Source organism: Lacipirellula sp. (assembly GCF_965279485.1).
In the GTDB taxonomy this organism is placed as follows: Bacteria; Planctomycetota; Planctomycetia; order Pirellulales; family Lacipirellulaceae; genus Lacipirellula.
In genome coordinates, this window is record NZ_CBDIIC010000001.1 from 685,121 (window position 1) to 712,074 (window position 26,954).

The following is a 26,954-nucleotide window of genomic DNA, read 5'->3' on the forward strand; positions in this document are numbered from 1 at the left end:
GATGAGTTTGCTCTGCCGCTCCGTTGCCTTGCTCGCCTGCGTTAGCTCGCTGCTCGCCGTGGCGACCAGCGACGCCCAGACGTTCGTTCAGCTGAGCCGCCGCCTGCCTGCGGACGCCAATGCAGTGATCGTGGTCAACGCTACGGCGATGTACGACAGCCCGTTGGGGAAGAAAGAGAACTGGCGGGAGAAGTTTGCCGACGCCGCCGAGTCGTCGCCCCTAATGCTGCCGCCGTCGACTGAGCGCGCCGTCTTGGCGGCGGAACTCGACATCGCATCGCTGCGGCCGGAGTGGGAATCGGCCGTGATGACGCTGTCGGTCGATCCGACGGTACAACAAATTGCTGAGCGGCATCACGGGATGGTCGACAACATCGGTAACATCGCCGCCGTCTGGCTGCCAGCCGACGTTTGCGTGGTGAAGTTCGGGCCGAAGCTGTTCTCGATGCTCACGAACGCGAACCGCCAAGAAGCGACGCGGTGGATCAAGGAAGCGACCGACGCGAAGGAAGACCCGCTCTCGGCCTACCTCGAACACTCGGTCAGCTACGCTGATACCGCCGGCACGCAAATGATCCTCGCCGTCGATTTGGCAGGCGCCCTACGAACTGACGCGATTCGCGGGCAGGTGGCCGAGTCGAAGATTCTCGATCCGCTTGATGAAGCGGCCACTGCAAAGCTGTTCGACGGCTTGCAAGGGGTGAAGTTCGGCGTCATCGTCACCGACAAACTCAACGGCAAGCTGCAGTTCGATTTCGAAGGGGACGCCTCGGCGCTCGCGCCGGTGGCGAAGCCACTCATCCTGGCGATCGTCGGCAGTGCGGGAGCGATGCTCGACGAGTTCAGCGATTGGAAAGCCGAAGCGAAGGGAACGAGCCTATCGCTCGAAGGAGAGCTGACGCCGACCGGCCTGCGGCGGATTTTCAGCCTGCTGTCGATCGACGCCTCGGTGATCCGCGGCAGCGACCCGGTGGTCGCGGCCCAAACGCTGCCGGTCGCGCCGCCGAAGAAGACTCCGCCGCAAACGCCGGAGGAAATCGCCGCGAAGGCGTCGCTCCGCTACTTTAAGGCGGTTGATAAGTACATCGAGGATTCGAAGAATCTCAACCGCGCCGGTTCGCTAACGCAGGCGGCGATGTGGCTTGAGAACTTCGCGCGGCGGATCGACAATCTATCGACTCGCAACGTTGATCCAGACCTCGTGAAGTTCGGCGCCTATGTGTCGCAGACGTTCCGCTACGTGGTCGATCAGGCGTACGGCATCGAAGACAAGCTCGCCCAGGCCGATCAGCCGGAGCAAGCCGTTACGTACCAGATGGGCTATGTGCCAACGTTCCGCACCGTGAACTGGGGCGGCTACTTCATGCGGCAGTACGCTCCGTACTACAACGCGACGTACAACGCTCAGGCCGACCGCGAACAGGCGCAGAAGAATGCCGACGCGACCTACGCGATGATGCAGGAAGCGCAAAAGACGCTGGCCGAGTTGCAGAAGAACACCGAGACGGTTCGCAAGAACCTCACGGAGAAGTTCAAGCTGACGTTTTAGTAGGTCGGGTTTTCAGCGCGACGGAACTCCACTCAAGCGCGTGCCACTGCTGGCTCGCCCAGCAGTGGGCTCCCGGTACACGCTTCGCACTGCTGGACGAGCCAGCATTGGCACATCTAGCATTACCGTTTCTGCGTCGAACGCGACGACTTTTGCATCGCGGCCCGCTCCTGCGCAGCCGCACGGCGGGCGGCCATTTGCTCGGCCTGCCGCTCCTTGCTGGCGACGATCGCATTGACGCGACCGGGGTTGCCGACGTACAGCTTCGGGTCGTCGATCACGAACGGCGTCGACCAGGTCTGGCCGTCGCTGCGATTGCAGACGTCGAAGAAGTACGTGCGGAATTGCTTCGCTTGGTAGCCATACGGAAACTGCGAAGTGAGATAGTCGGCCTCGGTGAGATCGTCGACGCCCTGCTTCGCGTAGTAGTGGACCATGCCGTCGGGCGAAAACGACATGCCGAGGGTCCACCAACCGAATTCGTTGATTTCCTTTGCGGGGAAGTCATGTCCCAGGCGGTTGCTGCGGACGGTGAGATAGGCCGAGGCCTCCTTGGCGCCGCGCGTTCCCGCAGGGCGGAAATGGATCCACATGCCGGGCCAGTAAGGCTCGACTTCGTTTTCGCGCGACAGGCTGAACAGGCCCTTAGTTTTGCCGACGGTCATCGTCGAAACGCTAGAACGGTAGCCGAAATGAGGGCCTGAACGCTGCTCCCATTGCTCCGCCGGCGGCAGATAAACGCGGGTGACGACGCTGGGACGCTCGGAGACGGGGATGCCGCCGCTGAGCCGCGAGACGCAGTTCGCGATCAAGTCATCTTGGTGGACTTCGCGAATGTTGCGGCCTGGAATGTACGAGTTGCGCGTGCGCATCAGCAGACCATGTTCGCTTCCTGCGAGGCCAGACTCAGGGAGCTTGATCACTTGCAGCTGGTCGGGCTGACCGCGCTCCGGTCCTTCATGCCACTTGTCGTTGAGCGACTTGCCCATCGGGTAGCGAACTTGCTCGTCCTGCTCCCGCGAGCTTTTGGGATGGCGATGGTCGTACGACCAACCTGCTTCTTCAAAATCGTCGCCGACGAAGTCGATGCAGGCGCCGTTGCCGGGAACGAACGCGGTGGCGCTCCGCTGCATGGCGGGCTTCGCCTGTTGCTGCGGCGGCGCCGACGCGACGGGTAGCGCATTCGCTCCGAACAGCGCGAACGTGAACAATCCGGCCGCGATGCGGCGGCGAACGAGGCGGGACATATCATCACCCAGCGGGTTTTGGGCGGGAGCGCACCCTGAATGCGGGTCAAACGAAGGTGCGCGAAGAAGTTTGGGTCGTACCGCTGGTATCGGCAGAGAGCGGGGAGCGTCTTTGGCGAAGATCACGCAACGCAGACGCTAGCATCGCCAGCATGCAAAATCATGTTCCGCTGTCGGCCCGCACGGGCTGCTTCGTCGGTTCGACTTTCGGGGCCCGCGCGACGGCGGGAGCCGACTGCGGGGACGGGACGCTGGCTGCCTTCAGTTCGAACTCGCCTCCCAGCGTGGCGGTCGAATCGCCGCCGACCCAGACGGCGAACTTTCCTGGTTCCAACATACTTTCGCCTTGGTTGTCGAAGTAGCGCAAATCATCCGCGGTGAGGGCGAACTCGACCGCCTGCGATTCGCCGGGACGAAGATGGACGCGGCGGAACGCCTTCAGTTCGCGAACTGGGCGGACGATGCTCGCGGCCAAGTCGCGCACATAGAGCTGCGCTACCTCGACGCCGCTGCGTGTGCCGTCGTTCGTAATCCGAGCCCTAACCGCCAACGTTTGCTGCGGCCCGATCGCGGTGGCGCCGAGTTCGAAGCCGTCGTAACGGAACGTCGTGTAGGTCAGGCCATAGCCGAACGGATAGAGCGGAAAAGGATCGCCGTCTACGTAGTGCGAACGGTATTGAAACTCTGCCGGCAGATCTTTGCCCTGCGATTGCGACAGCGGGCGGAAGTCAGCAGGGCTAGGCCTGCCGGTGTTCGAATGGCTGTAGTAGAGCGGCACTTGGCCCACATGCTTCGGCATCGTCACCGGCAGTCGGCCGGTGGGAGCCGCATCGCCGAGCAACAGGTCGACAATCGCTGGCCCACCCATCGTGCCTGGGTGCCAAGCGTAGAGCACGGCGTCGGCGGCGTCGATTTCGGCGCCGATCGCGAGCGGACGACCGGCGAGGACGACCATCGCCACGGGCGTGCCTGATGCAGCGACGGCTTGGACGAGCTTTGATTGGGCTCCCGGCAGATCGAGCGTCATCCGACTACGGCCCTCGCCACTGAGGACGGCGTCTTCGCCGACGAACAGCAGCACGACGTCGGCGGCCGCTGCTGCTGCCTTCGCCTTCGCGAGATCAGTGGGATTGTTCGCATAGCTCGACGACATGCCAGCGATGTAAGCGACTTCCGCGGTATCGCCCAACGCATTGCGAATCGCGGCGAGGGGAGTGATCGCATCAGCCGGGGAACCATCGACCGACCAGCAGCCAAGTTGGCTCAGCGGCGCATCGGCCAGCGGCCCGATGACGGCGACGCGGCGGAGTTCTTCTCGATGCAACGGCAGCGTCTGCTCAGCGTTCTTCAGCAGCACGATGCTTTCGCGGGCAGCGCGACGAGCCAACTCAAGCGAGCGCGGATGCAAAAGCTTGGCGCCTGGGCGCGGCGCGGCCGTCCCTGCAATGCCCAATTTCTCTGCGGCCTGATTCGTGGAATCGTCCTGAGCTAGTTCCAACTTCAAACGCAGGATCCGGCGGACGGCGTTGTCGAGGGCGGCTTCGTCGACCCTACCCTGCTCCACCAATCGAGAGAGATTATCGTGGAACGTGGGGCTCACCATTTCCATGTGCACGCCAGAGTTCACCGCCTGCTGGGCGGCTTCCGCTTCGTCAGCGCTGAATCCGTGGGCAACCATTTCGATCACCGAATTCCAATCGCTCACCACGACGCCGGAGAATTTCCAACTGTCGCACAGGACATCCTGCAGCAAGTAGGCATGCGCGGTGCCGGGGATGCCGTTCACCTCGCTAAAGGTCGTCATAAACGTGCGGCAACCGGCGTCGAGCGATGCTTCGAACGCCGGCATATGAATGTTGTGGAGATCGGCGATCGAGAGCGAAGCCCGGTTGTAGTCGCGGCCCCCTTCCGACAGGCCGTACGCGGCGAAGTGCTTGGCGCAGGCGACGAGACCATGCAGGCCAGCGTCGTCTTCTTGTTGAAAGCCGCGGACCATCGCTGATGAAAGTGTGCTGGCGAGACGTGGGTCTTCGCCGAACGTTTCAGCGATGCGCCCCCAGCGAGGATCGCGGCCGACGTCGACCATCGGCGCGAACGTCCAGTTAATTCCCTCGCTGCTCGCCTCGTCGGCGGCAACACGCGCGGCCTGCTCGACGAGTTCCGGGTTCCAACTGGCGGCTTGGCCGAGCGGGATGGGGAAGATCGTGCGGTAACCGTGGACGACGTCGCGACCGATCAGCAGCGGAATACCGAGTCGGCTTTCCGTTTGCGAGATTCTCTGAGTTTCTTCAATGAAAGCGGGACTTGGACAATTAATGAGCGAGCCAATCTCGCCTCCACGGAGCGATTCGATGAGCTCCGGCGTTAGCTCGCCCTGCTCAGGCCAGACCTGGCACATTTGGCCAATCTTTTCCTCCAGCGTCATCGCTGCGATCAAGCGATCGACTTCCGCGGCGCGATCAGCTGCCGCGGGGTTGAATTTCGCGAGTTCTTCGCGCTGGGTCGTCGTGGCTTCCGACGACTTAGTCGCAGCTGCCGTGGGAGTGGCCGCCGGTTCTTGGCCCTGCAGCGATGAATTGCCGTTGAATAACGCAACTACAGCGATAACGCAGAGTGCGAGCATTCGCTGCGAAACTAAGCCGATGCCCCCGATCATGCGTGGCTCGATTCGGCAGCGACTACCGGTAGGCGTCCACAGCGCCAGTGCATCAGGCCGACGAGGGTCGTGATCGTGAGTACCGCCGAAGAGGGCTCGGGGATTTGCAGCGACGCGCCTTGGTCGGCCGGCGGCACGGCGGTTCCGTTCTGCGCCTTCCAAAGGTCGAGGTCGGCCGCATCGACGACGCCATCAAAGTTGAAGTCTCCCTCGGCGGGGCCGACCGGCGATTCCTTTCCCATGTTGCGCTGCCAGATGAGGAAGTCGGCGCCGTCGATCGTGCCGTTACCGTCGGCATCGGCGACGTCGGGCAGACTGAGGTTCTTGAACGAGAGGTTGTCGAAGTGAACCGCACCAGCGGCATTGCCGGTTTGCGTGAAGACGAGCGCGACACGGGCCTCGACGGCGCCCGCGGGAGCAGTGGCCGTGAGATCGTGGGGCTGCCAAACATTGTTGGCTGTCGAGCCATTGACGATCGTTTCGACGAACTCGCCGAGCATTGCCGGCGTGCCATACTTTCCGCCGAAGTCATTGTAGAACTCGATCTTCAGTTGCACCGAGTTGTTCGTGCCGGAAATCGAATCTTGCGAGCGGACGAACGACTCGACGGCAGCAGTGACCTGGTCGCCGCCCGAAACCGAAATCCCCTGGCTGACGCCGCTGTAGTTCGTGCCACCGGTTGATTGGCCGAAGAGTTTCAGCGACGCGACGCCGTCGGCGACCGCTTCGTTGTGAACCGAGACGTTGTTCGTGTTGAGTCGATTGCCGAAAACTGTCCACCCGGCGAGGCTGCCGTCGTTCGCTTCAAACCGGCCATTCTGCAGGCGGAGCGGATTGTCGTTACGCTCAAAGACGCGGACGTAATCGATAAGAAACTTCTGCGGCCAAACGGTCGAGGCGTCGGGTTGTTGATCGCCGAGAAAATCGCCGCCGACGGCCGTATTGAGAATCGTCTGCATCGGCGCCGTTTGATTGCCGATGAAGCCGCCAATTTCGGAATTGTAGAGCGTGTAGTAGTTGACGTCGTCGACGTAGAAGCGGAGCTTCGTTTTATCCCAATCGACGGCGAACGTGTGGTAGCCTTGGTGAAAGTTCACCGGCTGGCCGAAGCGGGCCGTCGTCTGCTCGCTGTATTTATACTGATGATTGTAGGGCGAGAAGGTGCCGTAGTGATACGCACTGCTGGTGAGTTGCGGCTGGCTGCCGCGGTTCTCCATGATGTCAATCTCGCCCTGATTCGGCCAGGTGTACTGCGTCGTATCGGGGAGGAGCCAAATCGCGGGCCACATCCCTTTCGAGGTCGGCAGGTCGGCGCGAATTTCCCAGCGGCCATACTGATGAGTCCAGTCGCTGTGAACGCGGCCCGAGCGGTACTGCTTGTTGCCGGAGGGCTGATTGGTCGAGGTGATGACCATGTTGCCGTCGGCGACGGTGATCATCTCGGGAAGGTAAGCCTGGCGCTCGTTGTTGTGGGGATTTTGAACCGTCTCAGGCGTCCACTTTGATTGATCGAGCGTCGTGCCGTCGAACTCGTCGTTCCAGATTTGCGTGTAGCCGGGCGGGGCGGCGATGGCCAGCGACGTCGTGGCGAGCCAGGAGCCGAGAGCGAGCGCAAGCGAGCAAGCGACACGGTGTTTTGAAATTCGGGTCATAGATACGCTCACTGCGGTCATGCTCTGCTCGCCCCTGTTGGTCAGTTGCTACTTCCGCCCGGCCGTCGCAGGAGCGCCCGCTGAAGTGAGTTCCAGATCAATCGTATTGCTGCCGCTCTCGACGATAAATTTCAGCCCCGAAGTCGCCTCGGAAGCGTAGTGTTGCGGCGTAATGTACGGTCCCGGGATCGGCGGTCCTTGAGATCCTGGCGGCGCCGGCTCGCGGGAAACGACCGTCACGGTGTACTCGCCCGATTCCAAGCCTGCATCCCGGTTCGTGCTCAGCGTGTAACTACCATCGCTTTCGATAACTCCGGAAGCCCGCATTCCGCGGTTGATGGGGGTAAAACCGACGGTTCCTCGCTCCAACGGTTTACCGTCGAGCGTCACCTTGCCTGAAACTTGCGATGACTTACCGCCGCACCCGGACAACACTAGCGCCATCGAAGCGACCGCTATGCAGCGAATGAAAACAGCGCGACGCGCTGGCGCTGCAGCATGTTCTAGTTCGGCACTCAATTCGAGAGGAGTCGACATTGTGGCGATGCAGTTTTAACCAGACCGCTCAAGGCTTCACGATGTCGCCGAGAGCGATGTTTTTGGAAGTTATCTCGGAAGCGAGGCCGCTTCGCCGCCGTCGCGCGTTGACAGCGCGCGGTAGAGCGCGTGGTCGATGCCTTCAGCAATGAATTGAACCGAGGCGTCGGCCATCGCAAACTGGACGCCGCCTGCATGCAGACTGCGAAAACCACGCACATCGTACCAGCGGTCGATCACCATTTGCTCGCCGCCTGGCTGATAGTAGTTAAGCTGCATGTTCGTCGAAGCCCAATCGCCGTCGGAGAAGTAGGCCATCGCGTGAAAATCTTGATCTGCAACCGCCTCCCCGACCAGAAGCGTATTACTGAGCCCATCCGCCACACGCTTAAAATTGACCGGCTCGTAGTAACTCATCTTCCAGAAGAAGCCATTGCAACCGAGCGTTTCAAAGCAATCGGGAACAGAACCCCATTGATTGTTGCTCCATAGTCCGCCGGCATTGAAAACTTCGCCGACTGCAGTGTCCCCGATCACTCCCTTGTAACTCGTTACTGCGGTCACAACGCTGGTCCAATGCCAATTTCCCAAGCGCGGAACCGCAGTGCTATCCGAAGGGCAAGTTAACACGGGAAGCTGATCGTCAAGGTACTGCCTAATCTCCATCCGCCCCATCCCTCGACCGTTGGAGGGAGTTGCGATGAACTGCATGGTCGATGCAGCAGGATCGTCGAAACCAGGCTTGATCCCGTTATACATCGCCTGCTGTTCAAGCTGCGGCAGAATGTCGACGATCCATCCTTTGCCATTCGCACCGGATGCAACGCCATACTTCGTCGGCGCTGCTTTTTCGGTTCCACCGCCAGGCAGTCGGTACTCCTCGCGCCCTTCGATCACGTTGTAATTGATTGAGGAAGGAACTTTTTTCTTCGCATCGTGGAAGTTGTGAATTGCCAAGGCGATATTCTTGACATTATTGCTACACGACATCCGCCGCGCCGCCTCGCGTGCAGCTTGTACCGCGGGCAAAAGCAGCGCGACGAGTACTCCAATGATTGCAATGACAACCAGCAACTCCACGAGCGTAAACCCGCGACGAGCGAAATCGTTTCTACGAGCGGGGGAGTCGACGTTCATGATCTTGAGAATCCTACAAATTGCCTGAACGGTCGCGGTGCGACAAATGCTCGAACGATCTGCTTAAGAACGAATTGGAGAGACGTCGGCGGCTGCCCCCCGCCGACGCCACGCCATGGAAACCTAGCGCAGCCCCCGGCGCCTGGATTCCAGTTCGGCACAGACTAACGGCGACGACGCATGGCGCCGACGCACAGATTCGTGACCATCGCTAGCGCGAAGGCCGTCGGCTCGGGAACGCTGGCGACCGTCGGCGAAGCGCCAGGCGTGCCGAATTGGTTCTTCCAGACGGTGAGGTCGTTAGCGTCGACGTCTCCATCTCCGTCAGCGTCGCCGTTGGCCGCCAGCGCGCCGGTCGTCAGGCCGTAGCCCCGTTGCCACGCCAGGAAGTCGGCGCCGTCGACGATGCCGTTTTTGTTGAAATCGGCGCTGCTCACGCCTTCGCTGAGCGTGGGATTCGGATTGGCGTTCGGCGTCACGGCAGCTGCGTTCTTGAAGACTTCGAACTGTAGATTGTCGAACCACAAGCTACCGCCAAGGTTCGTGTTCGCGAAATCGCCCCAAAACATGACGGCACGGATTTCTTCGACGTCAGCCACCGTGTAGACGTCGTCGGCGATGCCGAACCAATCGGCGTCGTTGACGGTGTACGTTGCTTCAATGAGGGTCCAGCTCGTCGTGTTCACCGTGCGGATACGCCCTTGACCGGCCGCAGCGCCGTCGATGACTGAGCCATTCTTGTTGAGGTCGAGCCAGATGCCCTGGCCGAGATGCTGGTCAGTGTCGACGATCTTATCGCCGTAGGTTGGCTGAAGCTGGCCGCCGTTGGTATCGGCGAACGTGCTCAGCGCCTCTTTCCAGAATTCGAACTTGATGACGGGTTCAATTTGCGGGGCAGCGGTGATTGGGTTATTGGGATCTTCGCGGACCCACATCGAATACCGCAGGACGTTGCCATTTTGGAGCTTGGCAACTTGGCCATGAAGCGGGTCGGTCGAAGTCGCGTTGCCAATCGTCGCGAAGACAGAGTTCGGCGCGGTCGCGTTGGGAACATCGAGGTTCACATCTTGATTGGAACCGCCGTCGAGCGATTGATTGCGTCCGTTTTCGCCGTTGGAAACCGGGACCGAAATACCGGCGCCCGTGCCGCCGGCAGCGCCAGCCTGAGTCTGCACCAAAATTTGGTTGCCATTGTAGACCGCGGTGTCGTTGAGGCTGTAAACCCCTCCGTACGCAAAGGCGTCCGTCTTGCCAAAGCCTAGGCCGTCGGCGTTCGGGTCGGTGTCGAGGACCGTGGCGTTGGCGCCGAAAAGCGTCGACGCGCTGATGCACAATCCGGCAATCGCGCTGCACGCCAATGGAATGATTGCGCTGGTTCCCGCCGAGAATCGCATGGGGTACTCCAATAGCTGAATGAGGGGAGAAGCTGGGCGAATGGACCGCCGCTAGGTCATGCGCCACGCATGGTCAATCGCGAGGAGGCCGGACGCCAAACGTCCGCTTCGAACTGACTTGCTGAATAGATTGCTGATGAGGCCGCCAGGAGTCGCTCGCTCCAGTGTCATCAGAGCCCAAAATGGCGCCGAGCAACATCGAGTAACAACTCCGTAACGTTTTCTCTTGTACCCTGAACCAGGATGCCTGTCAACGATTTTTCCGCAGAATCGCTACTTTCGCCGCCGCAGCATTACAATCGAGAAAACAAGCACTTTAGTTGCCTGATTTTGATTGATTTGCCCAGCAATCGTTCGTACGATACACCGAGTGAAACAGTTTCGTAGCTAGTAACTCCCGGACCATCCATGGCCTCCATTCGCGACGTTGCTAAAGAAGCGGGCGTCTCCATCGCTACTGTTTCTCGCGTGATTAACGGCCGAGAGACAGTCGCTGCCCACCTCCGCCAGCAGGTGATGGAGGCTGTCAATCGCTGCGAATACGCCCCTGCGGTTGGGGTGCGGACGCAACATGCCGTCGCTCTGATCTATACCGGTCCCTTCACGCCAGGGTCGCCATACGATTCGGCATGCATCGACGGTTTGGTAGAGGCGATGCGGGGCAGCCAGCATGACTTGACGATTGTCGACATCCGCCGCGATAAAACCCGCGGCGAGTCATTCCGGCAGTTTTTCGCCCGTAAGGGCCTCTGCGGAGCGGTTCTCCGTTCCACGGCTGCAGAGCGCGACGTCGTCCAACAAATGGCGGACGAGGGACTGCCGATTGTGGTGCTCGGCGACCATTTTCAGCGGCCGGGGCTGCCGTTCATTTATTCGGAATCGGCGTCGGCGAGCCGGCAGGCGATCGAGCACTTGCTTTCGCTGGGCCATACGCGGATCGCATTCGCTGCGTGCGAACGGGAAGATGGCGATCACCGCGACCGCTTTGAGGCTTACCGCTCGACGCTTGATTCGCGGGGCTTGTTGTTTCCCGACCTGATCGGCCGCATTCCGCCTCATCGACTCGATGGCGAGAAACTGATTCGGAACCTCATGGGCATGCCCGATCGGCCGACGGCGGTGTTTATCGCCGACCCGCTCGTAGCGGTCGGCGCCATCAACGAAGCCCATAAGATGGGCGTGAAGATTCCAGAAGATCTGTCGATTATCGGCTTTGACGATACCGACATGCGGACGCTCATCTACCCTAAGATGACCGCGATTTGCCAGGATTCGCGTATGCTGGGGCAAGTAGCGTTCGAGCGATTGCTCGCGCGAATCGCCGGCAACGACGCCGAACCCTCAGCGGGACGCGGGCAGACGGCTTGGCTGGAGATCAACGAGACGACCGCTCCGCCGCCGGAGATTGCTTACCACGTTCTCCCCAATCGGACGCGGCTCGCTGCGCCGCCGCGCGTGGGCTAACGCGCGCGTTGCGCTGGGAGCACGCGTGCCACTGCTGGCTTGTCCAGCAGTGGGTGCCGGGTACACGCTTCGCACTGCTGGACGAGCCAGCAGTGGTACCGGACTGCGCTCAGATTAACGGTCACTTCCGTCCTGCAGCGGCAAGCCATTTACCCAAGTTTCTACGGCATTTCGCGAGTGCCGCACGTATCGCTAGAGGTTTCCCTCTACGGCGGAATCCCCGCCCGCGTTTCCCGCTGTCGCGCTAATTGACTGCGCGATTAGCAAACCTACGTTTGCGCCAGATTTACCTACGCGTTCGCTCCCCAATGTGCGAAGCGGCGGGCCAGAGAACAATCAGCGCGAACGTAGTACGACGATGGGCGTTTGGATCATCAGCGACAATGCAGAACTGGGCGGCAGCGTCAAATCGCAGGTCGATGCGCTGAAACTGCGCTCGTCGCCAGCCCGCGTATTGTCGACGACCTCGGCGCTCACGGAAGTGATGAGCGTCGACGCGGCGCCCCATTTGATGGTCATCGCGTCGATGCGCGTTGACGACGTCACGCTGCAGATTGTTCGCCAGCTACGCGCCGGCAGTGCGGCGAAGTTGATTGTGGCCGCCGTCGCCGCCGATCATTCAGCGGTCATTCAAGCGGTCCGCGCCGGCGCCGACGATTTCGTCAAGTTGGACGAACAGTTTGCCGGCGAATTGGAGAGCGCGTTTCAGCGGCTTTCGGCCGCGGTCGACAAGAAGACCGGCGGGCAGTTGCTGACCGTGATCCCCTCGCGGGATGTGGGCGACGGCGCTTTCCTGGCGGTGAACCTAGCGGCGGCGATTGCAGCGCTCCATGGCAAGTGCGGGCTGCTCGACTTCAACCTCCGCGGCGGCGACGCGGCGTTGATGTTGAAGCTCGCGCCGCGACATACGCTCCTCGACCTTGTCCGACGCCGGCAGTCGGTCGATCAGATGATGTTCGAGCAGGCAGTGGCGAAGCACGAATCGGGCATCGAGTTACTCGCAGGCCCCGACTTGTTCGCAGACACGCACGACATCGATCCCGCTCTCTGCCGCCAGGTGGTAGCTCATTCGCAAGCCGCCCAGGCCTTTTGCATCGTCAGCATCGAAGACCTGCAGCACGCGGAACAGATCGGAATTTTGTCGGAAAGCGACCGCGTCCTGATCTCCACGCGGCTCGACCTGGTGTCGCTCTACCGTACGCAGCGTCACCTCGACTACATCCGCAAGAATACGAACGCCATCGAACGGACGATTGTCGTCGCCTCGGGCACGGGCTACGCGGGGGAAGTGCCGCCGCGTGCAGCGTGTCGGATCTTGCAGGTTCCGGTAGTGCATCAGATTCCTGACGACCCGGCCGCGGCGACGGTATCCATGAATATCGGGAATCCAGCGGTGCGCGAGTGTCCGCAGTCGAAAGCATCGCGAGCCATCGCGAAACTGGCAGCGTTCCTCACGCCCGCCGTCGCAGCGTCCAAACCAGCAGTGCGCCGCGGCATCCTGCCGTTCTCGGCCGCCGCGTTGTTCGGAATGCAAACCTCGCCCGCTCCCGCCAAGTAATCCGCCCCGAGAGTTCTAACATTTCGAAAGCGTGACTGAGATGCTCGGAGCTAAATGCGACTTACCGACGCCGACGCCGACCAACGATCAGCAGCAGCCATGGCATCAACTGAAGGTTGAGTTGCACGAACAGCTGATCAGCGGGATGGATTTCGACGTTCTCCGCTCGGTCGACCCCGAGCGACTGCGCGCAGAAATCCGCCGCGGCGCCGAAGAGTTGTGCAGTCTGCACGCGGACTTGCTGACGCGGGCCGAACGAAACCAATTGATCGAAGAGCTTGTCGACGAGACGCTCGGCCTCGGCCCGCTCGAAACGTTGATGCACGACCCGACGGTTTCTGACATTCTCATCAACGGCCCGAAGTGCGTGTACGTCGAACGCCGCGGGAAGCTGGAACGAGTGCAGGTCCAGTTCCGCGATCTCGACCACCTCATCGGCATCGTCCAACGAATTGCAGGGCGGGTGGGGCGGCGGATCGACGAATCGAGCCCGATGGTCGACGCACGGCTGTCCGACGGCAGCCGTTTGAATGCGGTGATTAAGCCGCTGGCGCTCGACGGAGCGCTGGTCTCGATTCGGCGATTTCCTTCGAAGCCAATGACGACTGGCGAGTTGTTGCAGCGACGCGCAGCCGCGCCTGAGATGCTCGATCTGCTGGCGGCATGCGCTCGCGCTCGGCTGAACATCATGATCTCCGGCGGCACCGGCAGCGGCAAGACGACGCTGCTCAACGTGCTGTCGAGCTTCATCTCGCCTGATGAGCGGATCGCGACGATTGAAGACGCCGCAGAACTGCAATTGCAGCAGCCGCATGTCGCACGCATGGAAACACGTCCGGCCAATCTAGAAGGCAGCGGCTCCGTCACCGCGCGAGATTTGCTGCGGAACGCACTGCGGATGCGGCCCGACCGGATTATCGTCGGCGAATGTCGCGGCTCCGAGGCGTTCGACATGCTGCAAGCGATGAACACGGGCCATGAAGGGGGCATGACGACGATTCATGCCAACGAAACGCGCGACGCGTTGAGCCGGCTGGAAATGCTCGTCGGCATGGCGGCGCCCGAGCTGCCGATGTGGTTTATCCATCGGCAAATCGCTTCCGCGATTCACATCATCGTGCAGGTGGCGCGCATGGCCGACGGATCGCGCAAGATCACGCAGATCTCCGAGATCACCGGCATGAACGGCAACACTATCAACATGCACGACTTGTTCGTCTTCAAGCAGACGGGCGTCGACGCGCAAGGGCAAGTCGTAGGGCAGTTCCACACGACCGGCATTCCGCCGCAATGTGCGGAACGCCTCGCTCGTTACGGCCTGCAATCGCCCATGGCTCAGCAACGGCCGCTCGACGCGGCCGATCGACTCCAATCGCTGAGGGTACGCTGATGTCATCGCTGTGGATTGTCATTCTGGTATTTACCGCCGTCGCCGCCGCCGTTGCCGCGGCTGGTTCGTTGGCGTACGACAACTACCTGCGCAACCGGTTCGCAGTTCAGGAGCGCGTGAAAGAGCTGTCGGGGATCGGCGATTCCACGCGTTCGGCCTCGTTGTTCAAAGACCTCAAACGACTGGCCGACCAAAGCATCCAGCGGCGGACCTTTCGTGAGACGATCGACCAACTATTCGAACAATCGGCGACGACGCTGACGTTGAAGCAAGCGCTCGCGCTCGCGGCAGCGCTCGCGGCGGGGGTTAGCCTGCCGGCGGCCTGGTTCGCCCCGATGACGATTCCCCTGGCAGCGTGCGTGGGATTCGCGATCGTCCCCGCCGGGCTCTACTTCAAACGCTTCGCTCGACAAAAGCAGTTGAGCCAGCAACTTCCTGAAGCTTTTCAGATGATCAGCCGCTCAGTGAGCGCCGGACAAACGGTTCCGGCAGCGTTACGAATCATTGCCGACGACTTTGAAGAACCGATTTCGGAAGAGTTCGCTCTCTGCTACGAGCAGCAGAACCTTGGCATGAGCCGCGAAACGGCCCTTCGCAAGCTAGCGCAGCGCACCGGCATCATGGAGTTGCAGCTCTTCGTCGTTGCGCTACTGGTGCAAGAACGTTCCGGCGGCGACTTGGTGGGCTTGCTTGACAACCTCGCGTCGATGATTCGCAAGCGACTCAAGCTGCAGAATCGGATTCGCGCACTCACGGGCGAAGGACGCATGCAGGCCATCGTGCTGATCGTCCTGCCCATTGCGGCGCTGGCGGCAATGCTGACGCTGTCGCCAGACTACGCCCAGAGCTTGCTCGATCGACCTTGGCTGTTGGGGTGTGCCGCGGGCGCCCAAACGCTTGGTGCGTTGTGGATCCGCCGTATTGTGAACTTCGAGGTTTAGTTCCGGGGAACGCTGATGTTCGAACGAGAATACCTCTTTCTGTGGATTGCCTTTGGGCTGATCGCCGTCACCATTGCCGTGGCGGCGGCGTGGCTCGACCCGGCGGCGCACAAAATCGACTCGCGCGTGGCGGAGTTTGAGGAACGCTATGGCCAGCGTAAACGGCGTCGCAGCGGGCGGGGACAACGAACCGGGGCCGCACCGTCATTCGTCGGCCGACTGGCGTCGCTGCTTCCCTCGACCGAGTCGGGCGCAGGGAGTTTGCAAGCTCGGCTCGCTAAAGCTGGCATCTACAACCCGACGGCGTCGTCGACGTTCCTCGGCGTGCGGGCGCTGCTGACAATCACGCCGCCGACCGTCGCCATCGGGGGCGCGTTGTTCCTGCATTGGTCGACCACATTCTCCCTGGCCGCCGGCTGCTTGGCTGCCGCTGCTGGCTGGCTGGCGCCCGGGCTGTGGCTCGATCGCGTCGTGAAAGATCGCCACACGCTCCTGCGGCGTTCGCTTCCAGATTTTCTCGACCTGATGATCGTCTGCCTGCAGGGCGGCTTAAGCATTCAAGAAACAATTCGCCGCGTCGGCGACGAACTTCGCATCGCTCATCCGATACTGGCGGGCGAGTTGTCGATCGTGCAGCGCGACGTCGAACTAGGCGCCACGGTGGAACAAGCGTTTCGCCGCTTTGCCGCGCGGAGCGACTACGAAGGGGTTCGCACGTTAAGCACGTTCGTCCGCGAATCGCAGCGGTTCGGCACGCAACTGACCGAGGCGCTGCGGCTGCACGCGGAAATGCTGCGGCTGCAGCGCGAGGAAGCGGCCGAGGAGATGGCGCAAAAGGCCGCGGTGACGATTCTGCTGCCGACGCTGCTGCTGATTTTCCCGGCGGTGTTCGTCGTGCTGGTCGGCCCGGCGGTGATTCAAATCCAAGAGGCGTTTGGGAAATGAGCCACCTCGGAAAACACGTGCGAGGCGGAGTCGCCGCGACTGAATTGGCGGTTGCGCTGCCGATCTTGATGCTGCTGGCTCTCTCTTGCGCGGATTTCGGTAGGGTGATGCATCACTATCAGATTGTTTCCAATGCCGCCCGCACCGGCGCGGAGGCGGGGGCGATGCACCAATTCACGACGCTCTCTCAAAGCGATTGGGAGGCAGACGTTCGCGCTGCGGTCGTCGAGGAACTGGCAGGGCTGCCGGGCTTCAACGAGAGCAAGTTGAAGTATGAGCTCAAAACGACGACTGATGCGAATGACTTGGCGACCGTCGACGTCAAGATTTCGTACCCGTTTAAATCTGCCGTCTCATGGCCCGGCCTGCCGCACCAAATCGACTTGAAGGCGATTTCGCGAGTCAGGCAGTTTCGGTAAGAGACCGTTGAGGGAAGCAAGCGTGAAAGATGCCAGACGACGATTGACCGGCGCCAGTGCAGCCGAAACGGCCATCGTGCTGCCGATCGCGCTGTTGTCGCTGTTCGTCATCCTGGACTTGGGACTGGCGTCTCTCCGCTACAACGCGCTCGCTGAAGCGGCGCGCCGCTTGGCGCGAGCCGCAGTGACGCGCGGCGACGACACCCCTAGCGAAATTGGCGGCGATTGGGGGCCTGAGGAGATTGTCGCCACGGCAGCCGATTCGATCGACCCCGCGCTGACGATCCATCCGCTGCTGCCGACGATGAATCCGAAAGACGTTTCCATCCGCATGACGTGGCCTGACACGACCAACAATTCTCGCAGCCGCGTACGAGTCGAACTGAAATACCAACATCAGCCGCTCGTTCCAGGATTGACGCCGTGGGGGCCGATCAATCTGGAATCGAGTTCGCAGATGCGAATCGTTAATTAGCTTGCAGAGGCGAATACCATGAACGCCGTGACCGCTCGCGTAAAACAGACTTCCTGTCGTAACGGCAACGTGCTCGTCCTGCTGGCCGTGCTGCTGCCGGTGCTGATCGGGATCGTGGGTCTCGTCATCGACGGCGGGATGATGATGGACCAGTACCGCGACTTGCAACACGCTAGCGACGCCGGCGCGACGACCGCGGCCACGGAACTGCGGCTGAATCACGGGACGACTTCCGCCCGCTCCGCGGCAACCGACGCCGTCCGCGTCGCGCACGAAAAGGCCAGTGCGAACGTTACCGTCAATATTCCGCCAACGAAGGGGCCGTTCGCGGGCAACTCGAACTACGTCGAAGTCGTCTCCGAGTCGCAGTACCAAACGCGGTTGATGCCCGTGCTGGGGGGCGTCGTCAATCGAAAGCTGCACGTCCGCTCGGTGGCCGGAGTCCGCGACGCGACGGCGGAAGCGGCGATCGTGATTCTCGATCCGAATCCCTCCGGAATCTCTGTGGCGAGCGCCGCGACGATTGTCGCGAACATCAATCTCGCATCACTAGTGAACCAACTGCCGCTAAATTCGTTGCTGACGCCCCTCGGGTTGGGTGGATTGCTGAATACGCTACGCAACAACATCGTCACCGCGTTAAACGGCGTCCTTCCAAGCCTCCTCGGCGATCTGACGCTGCCAGCGCTGCCCACGCTTACTGCGGGCTTCGAAGTTGAAGGGCTCGGCCGCCTCAAGGTCGACGGCGCGATCTTGGTGAACACCAAATGGGGCGGCAAAGACGAGCATGGCAAGACGACAGGCATTAACTCGCCGCTGCCTTATGGCGTCGCCTGCATGCCGGTGATCGCGACGACAAAGGTACTCGCGCGCGATCTGCGCGTCGTCGGCGGCGTCGATGCAAAAAACAATTACGGCGCGTTCGCAAACGGCGGCTCGCATCCGTTGCAGGCCAACCGGCTGGCCGTTGCCGACCCCTACAAAGACCTCCCGCAGCCGACGATCGCGGGCGCGACGCAAAACGGGCACAAAGTGCTGATCAAGCTCGTTTCTCTGGGACCGGTGCTGGGATCGCTCTCAGCGCTGTTGCAAGGCATTCTGCAGCCCTTGCTCGATCCCGTTTTGCTCAATCCAGGGACGCTCAACCCGGGCGTTTACGATTCGCTCACGATCGTCTCGCTCGGCGAAGTGAAGTTCAATCCCGGCGTCTACATCATTCGGAGTCGTAGCCCCATCACGCAAATGTCGCTGTGCGTCGTGGGCGGCTGGGTGAAGGCAGACGGCGTGATGTTTTACATCACCGAATCGCCCACCTACAACGCAGCGACTGGCTCGCCCGACGCCTCGGATAGCCAGACTGCGACGCCGGCAAACTTGCTAGGCAGCGTGTTGCCCAGCGTGCTGCTCGCGCCCTTACTGCCAGGTTCGACGATCGCAGGGTTGAAAAACGCCAGCAGCCCGTTCGACGGCATGCTGATCTATCAGCGTCGCATCGATCGGCGTCCCATTATCGTCAGCGGCTTAAAGTTGCTCGGCGGGGGCGCGATCTCGGGCTCGATTTACTCGAAGTGGGGGCACGTCATTTTTCTGAGTGGCCTCGGCACGTACGACATGCGCTTCGTCTGCGGAACGATGCGCGTGTTGACGGTCGGCGACACGACGCTGGCGCCAACGAAAAAACTTCCCGCGGCGCGCGATGTATTTCTCGTCGAGTGATGTGGGCTCTCCCGTGAACCTCATCGCAGCCTGAACAGATAGATCTGCAATCATTTACGTCGATCCGTAACTCGCGACGCGTTCAGCTGCGGCTCGCCGCATCGGGACTGGTCTGCCACAATAGTTGGCAGACCTCACCTCGATGGAGCGTTGCATGCAGACGTTGGGACTACGAATATTCGGTGCTGGGAGTCTTCTAGGCGTCGTTGGCTCGCTGTGCGCCTTCGGCGCGCTGCTCGCGTCGCCGCTGCGTGCTCACGCTGAGCCGCCCGCGGACTTTCCTCGGTTCGTGGTGCCGGGCGCCGAGCACGAGATGGAAACGGTCCGCCGGTTGTTCTGGCTGCACTATGCTCCGGCGGTTCCGCTGATTCCGTTGTGGGACGAGTGGATGGTGAAGTCGACGCTGTGGCCAGCGGTCGGCGTCGGGACGCCGACGACTGCCGTGGCCGAGACGAACGACGCACTCAATTTGATGCGTCGACGCTGGCGTGACGCCCTGTCGAGTCGTTCGTTCAACGACGACGGGTATGTCCACACGCTGCAGCATGATGGTCCGGCGCATGCCGAGGGGTGGCCGTTTCCATTTTGGATGCACGCGGGCGGGGTCGGATGGCACTTTGCTCCGATCGGCGTCGGCGGCGGCTACGAGGGACCGGCTGCGACTGCCGAGGGTTGGCGGATCGAACGCGGAACTGGCGGAGCCATCACGCCCCAAGGTTGGCCAGTGATGCTGGAGCAACCAGACGCGACGGTGACGACGCCCCCCTTCGCCATCAACGCGGCGTTGTCTCCTTGGCTGCGAATCAACTGGTGGGCAGCCGGCCTCAATGGCGCCAAGCCGTACGTGGAATGGACCACTGAAGCGGCGCCCGAGTGGTCGAGCGAGCGGCAATTGGCGTTCACCGCTGCCGAGGGAACGTTCGGTGACGGAGGAAACGTCGACGCGAAGGGACGCGAAACACGGACGATGGCGGCGCTCTACCGCCACGCCGAGTGGAAAGGAACGGTCACGCGACTGCGGATCAATTTTGGCAATCAAGGACCGGCGGCGGTGCTTTTCAAATCGATTCACACCGCCGTCGACACCCGGCACAACATCAACAACCTCAACTTCATTCGTGGCTGCCACGACTACTTCGTCTGGACGCGCGATGTTGAATTTCTGAAAAGCCAAATTGAACGGATTCGCACCGCGATGAAGTTCGTGGAGCGCGAGTTCCAGACCCGCGAGCGAAAGTGCATTTACACCACCTGGCCCGGCCATGAAGGCCGCAGCGGCGTCCGTGTCGCCGGTGGGACGAAGACTGTCGTGCCGGGCGAGGGCGTCGGCAGCAACTACTGGGATTTGCTACCGTTCGGCGGCGAAGACGCCCTCGCAACCGTTTACTACTACGACACGCTTCGCGATCTGGCGGCGCTAGAGGAAGCGATCCTTAAGCATCCAGAGTGGCAAATCCCCAGCGACGCACAACTGGCAGCCTACGATCCCGACGACCTCCGCCGCCACGCGGAAGAGGTGAAGGCGTACGGCGGCGAACGATTCTGGAACGCGGCGGCTGGTCGGTTCGGCACGCGCGACCTTGACGGCGTCCTGCACGACTATGGATTCACGTTCCTCAACAATGAAGCGATTTATCATGGTTTCGCAACGCCCGAACAAGCTGAGTCGATCAACGGCTGGATCAGCGGCCAGCGGATCGTCGCAGACGACACGTCGACTGGGCCAGACGTTTACCACTGGCGATTCGGGCCGCGCTCGACGACGCGGCGAAATCTCGATTACTACTCTTGGGTCTGGTCGAATCCTGAAGACGTCCCGTGGGGAAACCAAGTACAGGACGGCGGCGCCGTGCTGGGCTTTTCGTACCACGACTTGATGGCGCGACTGCGAACCGGTGGCCCCGATGCAGCTGCGGCGCGGTTGGCGGAGATCGCCAAGTGGTTTGAAGAAGTCGAAGCGGAAGGGGGATATCGCCGCTACTACGCCAAAGATCCCGCCCGCGGTACCCAACAGGGGGGCAACGTCGCCGGCGGGTTGGGACTCGATCACGAGTTCTTCGAAAGCATCCTCGTACCGCAAGTGATGCTCTACGGCTTTTTGGGCTTCGAACCAACGGTGGATGGCTGCAACGTCCGACCGCAATTGCCGCAAGGCTGGCCCGAACTCACCGTGACGAGAGTGTATCTGCACGACCAGATTGTTGATGTCACCGGTCGCGCGGATGGGACTTACGAAATCAAGCCGAGCGCGCCTTCGCCGACCGCTCCTTAACGCGTTTGCGTCGCGGAATCACTTCTCGCTCGAAGACGTATCCTTTGCCGCAGCTTCCTGGGGCTGTAGATGGCGTTGGAAGTGGTCGATCATCCGCTCATGAAGCCGTTCGTTCACCAGCGGTTCGGGCGTCATGTGAGTGAGCCCTCGCAAGGGCAAGAACTCGAATGGCTGCCCTGCTCGGAACAGGGCATCGGCGAGCTTGACGCTGTGCTGGAAGTAAACGTTATCGTCGGCCGTGCCGTGGACCAACAACAGCTTCGCGTTTAAGCGATCTGCGTGCGTCAACACATTGCTGTGGCGGTAACCTTCGACGTTCTCGTCGGGGAGGCCAAGGTAACGTTCCGTGTAGTGGGTATCGTAATCGGCCCAATCGACCACGGGGGCGCCCGCGACGCCGACACGGAAGAGGTCGGGCTGTTGCAACAACGCCATCGCGGTAAAGTAGCCGCCGAACGACCAGCCGTGGATGCCCACGCGATCAAGATCCATTTCAGGATGCTGCTTCGCCAGGGCCTTTAGCCCCGCGATCTGATCCTTTAACGGCAGCGTGATGAAGTCGCCGTGAATCGCCCGCTCGAATTCGCGCCCGCGCGACGGCGTGCCGCGGCCATCGATCGATACCACGACGAAGCCATGTTCCGCGAGCCATTGGTCGAACAAATACTTCGCTGAATTGCTGACTACTGTCTGCGCGTGCGGCCCGCCGTAAACGCTGACGATGACCGGATACTGCTTACCCTTTTCGAAGTCGAGCGGCCGCGTGATGGCCGCGTAGAGTTCAGGATCGGCGCTGACGCGTTCGATCGTCACGTTCGGAACGAATCCGGGAGCTTCGGCCACGCTCGGCAGCGCACCGATTTTCTCCCCGTCGCGACTGCGAACATCCAGACGGCTCTCGCCCAGCAAATTGCCAAACGAGTGCACATAGAGGTCGCCGCCGTTCGCAGCCCAGACGCCGCCGTGGATTCCTGGCTCCGTCGTGATGCGCTCAGCATGGGGTTTCTTTGGATCAAGCGAAACTCGATAGAGTTGCACTTCCGTCGGGTTCTCACCTGCGGCGACAATCGCTTCGTTCCGATCTTCGTGCACCGCGACGATGCCGCGCAGGCCGAACTCAGGAGTCGTGAGCGTTCCCAGTAAATCGCCGGTCCGCTCGCGCAGCTCGAGTTGCCAGGCCCCTTCCCTCTCGGTCATCCATAGAAACGCCTTCCCGTCATCGATCCAACGCGGCATCTCATCAACGAGATTCAACCAGGCGTCATCGCGCTCGCGATGTAGCTCGCGCGTCGCTCCCGTGTGATCATCGACCGCAAGAATCAGTTCTTCGGTCTGCCTGCGATTCTGCACGACGATCGTCAACGGTGCCCCCTTCGCCCAGTCGGCTGCCGCGAGGTAAGGGTACTGCTCGCGGTCCCACTCGACCTGTCGCGGCTTACCACCCGCAACTGAGACGATTGCCAACCGCACGGCGGCATTCGCACGCCCCGGCCGCGGGTAGCGCCAACTCTGCGGCGGTTTGCTTGGGTTCGCCGGATCTGAAATGAATAGTTCCTCGACCCCGGTCTCATCGGTTTCTTGGTAGGCGATCTCCTTGCTATCGGGCGACCACCAAAAACCGTGCATCCGGTTCATTTCTTCTTGGGCGACAAACTCTGCCAGCCCGTGGGAGATTAACCCGCCGCCTCCCGTCGTCAGCCGACGCTCGGCGCCGGTCTCCACATTCATGACATAGAGGTCGCCATCGCGGACGCAGGCGATCGATTTGCCATCTGGCGAGAACTGCGGATCGAGCGGATCGCCGGCATCGCTCTTTAGTTCCTCCACCTTCCCATTCTTGCGATTGAGCACGAACAGCCGCCCTGAAATCGGCAGCAGCACCTGATCGCCATCCTTCGACAGCTGAAACGACGCGATCCCACGAGCCGCGACGCGCATCCGCTCGCGACGCGCGGCTTCCTCCGGCGTGAGCGATTCCTCGCCGCCGCCCAGCAGCTTGTCCGCTGTGGCAAGAACCGTTTCCTTGCCGGTCGTCGGATCGAATGAGTACAAGTCGCGAACGAAGCTTCGCGGCCCCGAACGCAAGTAGAGAATGGCATCTTGTTGCGGCGTCAATGCAATCGCTGCGGGCCGCCCGTGCGTGAAGCGGTACGTCTCGGCGTAACGCTGCAGAAAATCGGCGGTCCAGTCGGCTGGTTCAGCATGAAGTGACACGGAACCTCCCCAGAAAATCGCGGCGATTGCCGCCATCGCCGCTGCCAAGCGACGGCTCCCAAAAATGTTACGCACTTGTAATCGCATCATCGTGATCATCAACCAGCCCAGACGTTTAAACTACCAGCCCCCGCGGCCATAACGGCTCAAGCCGGCATTCTAGCCACCCGCAACGCCGACAGTCGGTGTTTTTCAGACGGTTTTGATCCGCTTCTGCGCAAGCGGTCGCCTCGTATCGAGCCCTCGCGCTCAGACTTAAAAATGGGTTCGGCCTGCCGCAACCTGCGGACAATCGCCGCAAAGAAGGACCGCGAACCTCTATCGCTCAGGTCAAGTCCTCAACCAGAATTCCACCAGCGCCTACAATGGGCTCTCCGCATCAGAGGGCCAGCATACTGGCGCGGATTCGCAGCAGTGGGAACGAGGCAAGCAATGGAAGTCGCCGGGGCGGAGTTGAATTCGCCAAGCAATTTGCGCCGTGAACGCTTGGTCGTGCTAATCCTGGCCGCCGTGCAGTTCACGACAATCGTCGACTTTATGATCGTGATGCCGCTCGGGCCGCAGCTGATGCGGACGCTGGGAATCAACCCCAGCCAGTTTGGTACGATCGTTTCTTCATACACCTTCGCTGCTGGCGCCGCCGGGCTGGTCGCGTCGTCAATCGTCGATCGCTTCGCGCGCCGTACGACGTTCATGGTGCTCAACGCGGGGTTTCTCATCGGGACGCTCTGTTGCGGACTGGCGCCGAGCTACTTCTGGCTAGTGCTGGCGCGGATCGTCACCGGCGCCTTCGGCGGCATCATCGGCGGGATGTCGATGGCCATCATCGGCGACGTCTTCCCTGAAGAACGCCGCGGCCGCGCCACCGGCTCGTTGATGACCGGCTTTGCGATCGCATCGGTCGCCGGCGTGCCCCTTGGCCAATACCTCGGCACTGAGTACGGCTGGCACATCCCCTTCTTCGTGCTCGCAGCCGCCGGTGTTCCTGCACTCTTGCTGACTCCGGCAGCGTTGCCGCCGCTCGATGCTCACGTCGGTAAGTCGCACGATCATCCGCTGCGATCGCTGGCCGAAACGTTCACCCACAGCAACCACATACGCGCGTTCACGCTGATCGTCACGCTGATGATCGGCAGCTTCACCGTCTTTCCGTACCTAAGTCCCTACTTGGTCTCGAATGTCGGCCTCAGCGAAAAAGAGCTTTCGCTGGCTTACCTCGCCGGCGGCGCGCTCACCCTCGTGACAGCGCCGGTCGTCGGTAGGCTCGCCGATCGGTTCGGCAAGCTGGCCGTTTATCGGGTGATCGCGCCGTTCTCAATGGTGCTGCTGGTGGTGATCACGCACCTGCCCCGCGTTCCCATGATCGTGGCGCTCGCGGTGTTCGGCGGCCTGATGATGTGCAACGTCGGCCGCATGATTCCCGCCATGGCCATGGTCACCAGCAGCGTCGAGCCGCGCCGCCGCGGCGGCTTCCTCAGCGCCAATTCATCAGTCCAGCACATTGCCAGCGGCATCGGCGCGTCTCTTGGCGGAAAGATCGTTGCGCAGAGTCCGGGCGAGCCACTCCAGCACTTCGGCACTGTCGGCTGGATCGCCGCCGCCGCGACGCTCGTGAGCCTCTGGCTGGCAGGCCGCCTGCGCGTCGCCGACGGAACCCCAGTTTCCGCCGAGGAGATCAGCCTCCCAGCCGCCGCCGAAGCCGCGGTAGACGCTGGCGAACCGATGATCGGCGCCTGAACTCCGCAGGTTTTTGCGTTACCACCGCTTCAACCACGGCATACGGGCCTTTCGGGCCGAGAAAACTAGCGAATTGAGCAGCCTCGCCCCCCTAGAAGGGCCTCCGAAAGTTGATAGACTAACTCATCTGCGAGAGACGCTAGAGGCTGATCAAGGCCTGGGTATTTCTTGCAGCGATGGCGCGAAACGCGACTGCCTCCCGGCAGTTGTGTTAGTGCCGTAGGTTGCACCCCTAGCTCAATTGGATAGAGCATCGGACTACGAATCCGAAGGTTACAGGTTCGACTCCTGTGGGGTGTACTTTACGACGTAAGGACTTACGTCGATTTCGGAGTGAGTTCAAAATCTTGACCCTCCAAAAACCCTCCACCTTCAACCTGCCTCTCTCGGTAGGAAGTCTGGCGCGTGGAGCTTCTCAGCTACCCCTGCCCTTTTCATACGCTGGGCAGCGTTGATGTAAATCTGCGTCGTCTTCGGGTCTTGGTGCCGCATAAGACGTTGCAAGAGATCGGCGTCTAGCTTGTCGACGTTGGCATTCGCGAAGCCGAATCGGAAGCGATGGAAAGCCCCCCGGAACTCGACGCCGGCAGCTTTCTTCAGGGCTGCAAATTCGTCCCAAAGCGTTCGCTTGTGGTGCGGCCAATCAAAGACGTTCTCATGCATGCCCGCAATAGTCTTCAACTGGTAAATCAATGCCGGGTGTAGCTCGATACGGGCCGTGCGACCACCTTTGGTGCTGCCGGCCGCAACCACCGCGACGCCGGCTTCCAGGTCCAAGTCGGCTCGCTTCAGGTCGAGAATTTCACCGATCCGCCAACCCGTCATATAGGCGAAGCACAGGAGCGCCCGCCACCAATCCGCCGCCGCGTAATGACGTTCCGCCGGACGTTCCCTAGTGCCACAGGCATCGTACAGCAACTCAAGGGTGGCATCGTCGATGAAGTAGGGGTCGTTCTGTTCAAGCTTCTGCTGTTTGATCTTTGGCGTTTGGCTGAGTTGGTCCCACTCAACGGATTTCTTGAATGCCGCTTTCAAATGCCGAAGCTCTTTGTTGATCGTCGCCGGTGAAGTGGTCGGCGTGTCCTTCAGGGCTTTCCGGCGTTTGTGCTTCGGCGGCGCGCCGGCCGCTTGCGACTTGGGAATGCGACGGCGACCGGGTTCCTTCGCGCGAGCGGAAACAAAGGCGTCAATTGCGGCGGTCGTCACTGCATCCATGTAAACGGGCTTGATGATTCGCTCGAATGAATCGAGCGCGTTCAGATACTCACGAACGGTTCCCTCCGCGCGGCCCGTCAGACCGTCCGCGGCGAACTGCTTCCGAAACTCTTCCCACTTCACCCGTTTCTTATCGCCGTAGACGCCCGCCGCCATCTCGCCTTCAATCTTGCGGCAGTAGCGATCGGCGTTGGTCTTAGCGCCGATTACCTTTTCGCGCCGCTTCCCGGCCGGGTCGTACCAGCCAACGGACCACGGGCACTTATCGCCAAGCTTGGCTTTCTGCTTCGTGTTCTGGAAAACCCATGCACGTTTCATCGGGAAACACTCCATCCCGAAACCCATCGACCGGCGTTGTCAGGCGGAGTCAGCCGCCTTGCGGGCCTTACGGCGAACGCACGCCGGTCGATGGGTTTCGGGCTGACTCGCTTAGACG

General features: G+C 61.3%; 19 protein-coding genes and 1 tRNA gene. 12 read left to right on the forward strand and 8 right to left on the reverse strand.

From position 1 onward, the window contains the following. The first annotated feature begins 1 nt into the window (after position 1). Entirely contained in the window at positions 2–1,549 is a 1,548-nt protein-coding gene (locus ACQY7R_RS02955) for a hypothetical protein (RefSeq protein WP_428304108.1), read from the forward strand. A gap of 122 nt (positions 1,550–1,671) precedes the next feature. On the opposite strand, the gene ACQY7R_RS02960 is transcribed toward ACQY7R_RS02955, so the two are convergent. From ACQY7R_RS02960 to ACQY7R_RS02985, 6 genes are all read right to left on the reverse strand, one after another. Next, positions 1,672–2,796 carry a hypothetical protein gene (locus ACQY7R_RS02960; RefSeq protein ID WP_428304109.1) on the reverse strand — a complete coding sequence of 375 codons (1,125 nt, stop codon included), beginning with the start codon at positions 2,794–2,796 and terminating at the stop codon, positions 1,672–1,674. A gap of 160 nt (positions 2,797–2,956) precedes the next feature. Beyond that, positions 2,957–5,452 carry a beta-glucosidase BglX gene (gene bglX, locus ACQY7R_RS02965; protein ID WP_428304110.1) on the reverse strand — a complete coding sequence of 832 codons (2,496 nt, stop codon included), beginning with the start codon at positions 5,450–5,452 and terminating at the stop codon, positions 2,957–2,959. Beyond that, entirely contained in the window at positions 5,449–7,104 is a 1,656-nt protein-coding gene (locus ACQY7R_RS02970) for a family 16 glycosylhydrolase (RefSeq protein ID WP_428304111.1), read from the reverse strand. Before ACQY7R_RS02970 ends, bglX begins: the two co-directional genes overlap by 4 nt. Positions 7,105–7,152: 48 nt before the next feature. Further along, positions 7,153–7,548 (reverse strand): hypothetical protein, encoded by a 396-nt coding sequence (locus tag ACQY7R_RS02975; protein ID WP_428304112.1) that lies wholly within the window; start codon positions 7,546–7,548, stop codon positions 7,153–7,155. 162 nt (positions 7,549–7,710) lie between these two features. Next, a complete protein-coding gene (locus ACQY7R_RS02980) occupies positions 7,711–8,721 on the reverse strand; it encodes a DUF1559 domain-containing protein (RefSeq protein ID WP_428304113.1) in 1,011 nt (336 codons plus the stop codon). 221 nt (positions 8,722–8,942) lie between these two features. Continuing rightward, positions 8,943–10,172, reverse strand: a complete 1,230-nt coding sequence (locus tag ACQY7R_RS02985; RefSeq protein WP_428304114.1) for a hypothetical protein — start codon at positions 10,170–10,172, stop codon at positions 8,943–8,945. A 408-nt stretch (positions 10,173–10,580) separates the two neighbouring features. On the opposite strand from ACQY7R_RS02985, the gene ACQY7R_RS02990 reads away from it, so the two are divergent. From ACQY7R_RS02990 to ACQY7R_RS03030, 9 genes are all read left to right on the forward strand, one after another. Beyond that, complete coding sequence (locus ACQY7R_RS02990; RefSeq protein WP_428304115.1) at positions 10,581–11,636, forward strand: LacI family DNA-binding transcriptional regulator; 1,056 nt, start codon at positions 10,581–10,583, stop codon at positions 11,634–11,636. 358 nt (positions 11,637–11,994) lie between these two features. Then, positions 11,995–13,194, forward strand: coding sequence for an AAA family ATPase (locus ACQY7R_RS02995; RefSeq protein WP_428304116.1), 1,200 nt, complete (start codon positions 11,995–11,997; stop codon positions 13,192–13,194). Between the two features lie 40 nt (positions 13,195–13,234). Next, positions 13,235–14,584, forward strand: a complete 1,350-nt coding sequence (locus ACQY7R_RS03000) for a CpaF family protein (protein ID WP_428304117.1) — start codon at positions 13,235–13,237, stop codon at positions 14,582–14,584. Further along, the gene (locus tag ACQY7R_RS03005) at positions 14,584–15,525 is read left to right on the forward strand and encodes a type II secretion system F family protein (RefSeq protein ID WP_428304118.1); all 942 of its coding nucleotides are present in this window, start codon (positions 14,584–14,586) and stop codon (positions 15,523–15,525) included. Before ACQY7R_RS03000 ends, ACQY7R_RS03005 begins: the two co-directional genes overlap by 1 nt. Before the next feature lie 15 nt (positions 15,526–15,540). Next, positions 15,541–16,470, forward strand: a complete 930-nt coding sequence (locus ACQY7R_RS03010) for a type II secretion system F family protein (protein WP_428304119.1) — start codon at positions 15,541–15,543, stop codon at positions 16,468–16,470. Beyond that, a complete protein-coding gene (locus ACQY7R_RS03015; RefSeq protein ID WP_428304120.1) occupies positions 16,467–16,889 on the forward strand; it encodes a TadE family protein in 423 nt (140 codons plus the stop codon). The genes ACQY7R_RS03010 and ACQY7R_RS03015 overlap by 4 nt, the downstream gene beginning before the upstream one ends. 22 nt (positions 16,890–16,911) lie before the next feature. Then, entirely contained in the window at positions 16,912–17,364 is a 453-nt protein-coding gene (locus ACQY7R_RS03020; RefSeq protein ID WP_428304121.1) for a TadE family protein, read from the forward strand. Between the two features lie 18 nt (positions 17,365–17,382). Continuing rightward, the gene (locus tag ACQY7R_RS03025) at positions 17,383–19,080 is read left to right on the forward strand and encodes a pilus assembly protein TadG-related protein (RefSeq protein ID WP_428304122.1); all 1,698 of its coding nucleotides are present in this window, start codon (positions 17,383–17,385) and stop codon (positions 19,078–19,080) included. 154 nt (positions 19,081–19,234) lie between these two features. Further along, entirely contained in the window at positions 19,235–21,352 is a 2,118-nt protein-coding gene (locus tag ACQY7R_RS03030; RefSeq protein ID WP_428304123.1) for a hypothetical protein, read from the forward strand. An 18-nt stretch (positions 21,353–21,370) separates the two neighbouring features. Here the strand turns inward: ACQY7R_RS03030 and ACQY7R_RS03035 are convergent, their stop codons facing one another. Continuing rightward, entirely contained in the window at positions 21,371–23,656 is a 2,286-nt protein-coding gene (locus ACQY7R_RS03035) for a DPP IV N-terminal domain-containing protein (RefSeq protein WP_428304124.1), read from the reverse strand. Positions 23,657–23,998: 342 nt separating this feature from the next. On the opposite strand from ACQY7R_RS03035, the gene ACQY7R_RS03040 reads away from it, so the two are divergent. Together ACQY7R_RS03040 and ACQY7R_RS03045 are read left to right on the forward strand one after the other, a co-directional pair. Continuing rightward, the gene (locus ACQY7R_RS03040) at positions 23,999–25,303 is read left to right on the forward strand and encodes an MFS transporter (RefSeq protein WP_428304125.1); all 1,305 of its coding nucleotides are present in this window, start codon (positions 23,999–24,001) and stop codon (positions 25,301–25,303) included. 226 nt (positions 25,304–25,529) lie between these two features. Then, positions 25,530–25,603: transfer RNA gene (locus ACQY7R_RS03045), tRNA-Arg, on the forward strand. Between the two features lie 72 nt (positions 25,604–25,675). Here ACQY7R_RS03045 and ACQY7R_RS03050 read toward each other — a convergent pair. After that, a complete protein-coding gene (locus tag ACQY7R_RS03050) occupies positions 25,676–26,836 on the reverse strand; it encodes a tyrosine-type recombinase/integrase (protein ID WP_428304126.1) in 1,161 nt (386 codons plus the stop codon). Positions 26,837–26,954: the final 118 nt, after the last annotated feature.